Below are 4,687 nucleotides of genomic sequence, written 5' to 3' on the forward strand. Positions count from 1 at the left end.
AAAGCGCTCCATACTTTGTTTAAGTCCTTGAGAAATAGCGTCAATTAACCTAATGTTTGAAGTTTTAGTTGAATGTTTTACTTCTATATAATTTACATGCTCATAAACATCGGCTAATTCATTTTCAATTGATGAAGAAGTTTCTTCTTCATCAAAAGCAATTTTTAAATGTTCGTTAATTTCTAAAACAATTTCTTGCTTCATTAAAACCTCCATTTCTTCAGTAAGTATTTTTTCCTTTCTTAAAAAATTTTGATAATTAGTTACAGGATCGTTAAAAGCCCATTTCTCCAATAATTCAGTAGGAACATATTTATTGCCACTAGCCTCTTCATGTCCACGCATTCTAAAGGTTTTAAACTCTAATAATACTGGACGAGGGTTTTCTCTAACACTTTTTGCAATTTCACTTACTTTTGAATGAACTTCTAAAATATTATTTCCATCAATAATATGGCTCTCCATTCCATAACCAATACCTTTATCGGCAATGTTTTCACATTTAAATTGTTGACTAGAAGGTGTTGAAAGCCCATAACCATTATTTTCAACAATAAAAAGAACAGGTAAATTCCATACTGCAGCTACGTTTAATGCTTCATGAAAATCACCTTCACTTGTACCACCATCTCCAGAGAAAACGGTTGTAACTTTTGCTTCCTTATTTAATAAATCACCTAAAGCTATTCCATTTGCAACCCCTAATTGCGGTCCTAAATGAGAAATCATTCCTACTATTTTGTATTCTTTAGTTCCAAAATGAAATGAACGATCTCTACCTTTTGTAAAACCTCCTTTTTTACCTTGCCATTGAGAAAAAAGTTTATATAAAGGAATATTTCTTGAAGTAAATACACCTAAATTTCTGTGCATTGGTAAAATATATTCATCAAAGTTCATAGCATTCGTAACGCCTACAGCAATTGCTTCTTGTCCAATTCCTGAAAACCATTTCGAAATTTTGCCTTGCCTCAAAAGAATTAACATCTTTTCCTCAATTAAGCGAGGTTTTAGAATTAATTTATACAATGCAATTAATTCTTTGTTCGCGTACTCTTTTCGGTTAAAAATTATTGATCCTACAGAAGTATTGATAGTTCTCATTAAGAAAAATTATAATTTCAAATGCAATATTAAATGTGAAAATAAAAAAAATACCTTATCAAAATTCATGATAAGGTATTTTTTATAAGATTTTTTTACTAAAGTTCTCTGAAAATTGAATGCATTAAACGAGTTTTATCGTTAATACTTTCTTCTAATGAAATCATAGTTTCTGTTCTAGAAACACCATCAATATCATCTATCTCAAATATTATTTCTTTTGCATGAGTTGTGTCTTTCGCTCTAATTTTACAAAAAATATTATATTTCCCAGCAGTAATATAAGCTATTGTAATATTTGGAATTAATGCTAACTCTTTAACAACTTGCTTTGTTTTAGATGTTTTATCTAAATAAATACCCACATGTGATATAAATGAATATCCCATCTTTTCGTAATCTAAAGTAAGTGTAGATCCTTTTATAATTCCCTCGTCTTCCATTTTCTTCACTCTTACATGAATAGTACCAGCAGATACAACTAATTTTTTAGCAATATCAGTAAATGGTGTTCTAGCATTTTCAATAAGAATATCTAATATTTGATGATCAATCTCATCGAGTATAAATTTTTTCATGATTTGTTTTTATTAAATAAAATATAATGTACAAATTTATTAAAAAAAAACTAGTATTCCGTGGATTATTTACGAATTTGACAATTTTAATTCATTATAATCTAAATTTTCTGCATTTATTAAGTTGTAAGTGTAAAAATTTGATAATTCACCACTCGTTTCAATACACTTATATTTAATAAGTTTATTATTTTTAACTTTAAATTTATACTGAATACCAACGTCTTCAATATGAATTACATTATTTTTAACAACTTTTAGGTCTTTATAAATAATATCTAAAAACTTCTTATCATTATTTGGTATTTTAAAGTATTGCTTATAATTGGTATACTTATTTGCAGTTGCAATAAAGTAGAGACCTTTTAAAAGCGCATAAAAATTATATTTTCGGGTTTTTTCTCTGTCATAATCATCCTTATAATGTCCCGCTTCTATTAATATAGTATTATAACCTAATTTTTGAAAATTATCACCTGTTGCTGTTGGGTAAAATTCGTCTGTATATCTTCCTATTTGATTTGGAATAACTTGTTGAAGCAAATCATTCATTGCAACAATTACACTCATAGTCTCTTTCCTTCCTTCAGTTATGGTTCTACCAACATCTTCAGAAGGCGCCAAAAATGAGATGGTTGCAGGATTAGAAGTTCCTTCTACATTAAAAATAGAACGTTGGTCATGTAAATTAAAACAAAATTTTGGTTTAAAATGGTCTAAAGTGTTTCTTAATAATCTACTCTCAATAGCTGCTCTATCAACTGCATCTCTATTTAAATCAATATTATGAGCATTTTCTCTTGTGAAATTTATAGCACCATCCGGATTTAGCAAAACAACGAATTCTAAAGTGCAATTCGATAAAATTTGATTTGTAATGGCTATAGCTTGAGAATCATCGCTCACAAAAAAATTAAATAAATCAAATAAAGCTTTTGTCCCAGTGCTTTCATTTCCATGCATCTGAGACCAAGAAAGTACTTTTGTATTTCCTGTACCAATTGAAATTTTGTAAATAGGAATTCCATTTTCAGAATATCCAATAATTTCTTTTTTAAATTTAGAAGTTAAATTATCAATTAAAGGATGTATATCTGAAAATAATATACGCCTACCTTTTAATTGTTTTTCGAAATTTATAGAATACCAGTCTTCTAATTTATTAATGCTTATAAAATCCATAGCACAAAAATAATTATTTTTAGTTTATAAAGAGATTATTATTTTATTAATGAATAAAGTAAGATTACAATTGTAAACAACCGTTAATTTACAAATGTATACAGCCAAAATTTAATTTGTTTATACAAATGTAACCTGCCTATAAATATTCATTACTCTATAAATTGTATTGTCTTACGCTATATAGACTAAGTCTATAAATATATTATATACACATATAAATCAAATACTTATATGTATTTATATAAACTATAAATTTAAACATATATACACGTAAATAGTTGCTTTAGAACTTATTTTTGTTTATTTATATTTAAAAAGTTACATTTGTAATAAAAATATAATTTACAATGGTAAACACCGAAGATTTTTCGAAAAGGCTGATACAAATGATGGATTATTACGAAATTTCTGCTGCTTTACTAGCGGAGAAAATTGAAGTACAACGTTCAAGCATTTCTCATATACTCTCTGGAAGAAATAAACCAAGCCTAGATTTTGTATTAAAAATATTAAAAACTTTTCCTGAAGTAGAATTGTATTGGTTATTAAATGGAATAGGAAAATTCCCAAAACATTCTAAAATCATTGAATCAGCACCTACCCTTTTTTCTACCGTAGAAAAAGATATAACAGTTAAAGAAATTCCAAAGAGAATAATTTCTCAAGAAAAAATTGAAGGAGATATTGAACGTATTGTTATTTTTTATAAAGATGGAACATTTAAAAATTATAACTCATAAAAAAAGGCTTCTGATATTATCAAAAGCCTTTTTTTTATGAATTTAATTATTTCTACTCAATTAACTTAGCCATTCCTGTTTTTAAGATTAATATCAATTCCTCTTTATTACTGTTATTTGATTTTTGTTGAGCATAAACAAGCTCATTTAACATATTCACAGCCATTTTATCGAAATTATATTTTTTATACTGCAATCCTAATTTTACAAAATCATTGGTAAGGTTTGTAATGGCTTCTTTGTTATCACTTTCTGAAATCCACTTAAAAGCTTCAGAATATAATTGCTGTGTTCTTTTATTTTCAGATAAGAACATTCCTTTTAAAACGTGATTAGCAATAAAGGGCAACTTTGTTTTGTCTTGCTCATTAATGTATACGCTAGTAATTGCATCTGATAAATGTTCTTTCACATCATCACTTAAGCTATTAACTTTTGTTAAAGTAGCTTGTTTATCTATTTGGTATAATGATGTTAATGAGCTTCCTATAATGGCATATGATTCACTATTCATTCCTCTTTCAAAGAGTGGTTTATAAATTGGGTCAACTAATTTGCCTAAAACACCTAATGCAGCTGCTTTTACTAATGTTTTTTCATCAAACTGCGCTAGTTTCTCTATTTTAGCGATGGCTTCTTTTTTGTAATACTTTTGAAATAAATCAATACTTTCCAACGCTAGTATTCTTAATTCATAATAGGGATCATCTAACGCTTTAATTAGAGTGCTAAATGCTTCTTTATCTGTTTGTTGCTTCGAAATTTCTTCAATAGCGATTCTTCTATCTATATAAAGCGGTGCATTGTTATACTGATAAATGTAATTTTCAAGAGTTTTTTTATCTGTAATTTCAGCTAACAGTACATGTTTAGCATCAATATTTATAAGCTTCGGTAATTTATTGATAGGAAATGTGAATGAATTTTGTTTGCTATCAATCCAAACTTCGTAACTTAATTTTCGATTTTCCTCGTAGATATCTATAGTTAATGGGAATTGAAATACTTTACCTTGTTGATTAAGATTTACAGTTACAGTTCTATTAATTGTATTATAATCGTAAGTTACATTTAGTTTAA

Annotated in this window: 5 protein-coding genes; 1 reads left to right on the forward strand and 4 read right to left on the reverse strand. The window is 27.2% G+C overall.

The window, feature by feature from the left end:
* From ABY863_RS12865 to ABY863_RS12875, 3 genes are all read right to left on the reverse strand, one after another.
* Positions 1–1,104, reverse strand: a 1,104-nt coding sequence (locus tag ABY863_RS12865) for a thiamine pyrophosphate-dependent dehydrogenase E1 component subunit alpha (protein ID WP_372795471.1), incomplete at its 3' end; no start/stop codon positions are given.
* Between the two features lie 98 nt (positions 1,105–1,202).
* A complete protein-coding gene (locus ABY863_RS12870; RefSeq protein ID WP_372795473.1) occupies positions 1,203–1,682 on the reverse strand; it encodes an Lrp/AsnC family transcriptional regulator in 480 nt (159 codons plus the stop codon).
* A 69-nt stretch (positions 1,683–1,751) separates the two neighbouring features.
* Complete coding sequence (locus tag ABY863_RS12875; protein WP_372795475.1) at positions 1,752–2,864, reverse strand: M14 family zinc carboxypeptidase; 1,113 nt, start codon at positions 2,862–2,864, stop codon at positions 1,752–1,754.
* A gap of 350 nt (positions 2,865–3,214) precedes the next feature.
* Here ABY863_RS12875 and ABY863_RS12880 point away from each other — a divergent pair, with 350 nt between their 5' ends.
* Positions 3,215–3,607, forward strand: a complete 393-nt coding sequence (locus ABY863_RS12880) for a helix-turn-helix transcriptional regulator (protein ID WP_372795477.1) — start codon at positions 3,215–3,217, stop codon at positions 3,605–3,607.
* Positions 3,608–3,659: 52 nt separating this feature from the next.
* Here ABY863_RS12880 and ABY863_RS12885 read toward each other — a convergent pair.
* On the reverse strand, positions 3,660–4,687 hold a 1,028-nt coding region (locus ABY863_RS12885), incomplete at its 5' end, for a HEAT repeat domain-containing protein (RefSeq protein WP_372795479.1).

Source organism: Lutibacter sp. (assembly GCF_041562875.1).
In the GTDB taxonomy this organism is placed as follows: domain Bacteria; phylum Bacteroidota; class Bacteroidia; order Flavobacteriales; family Flavobacteriaceae; genus Lutibacter.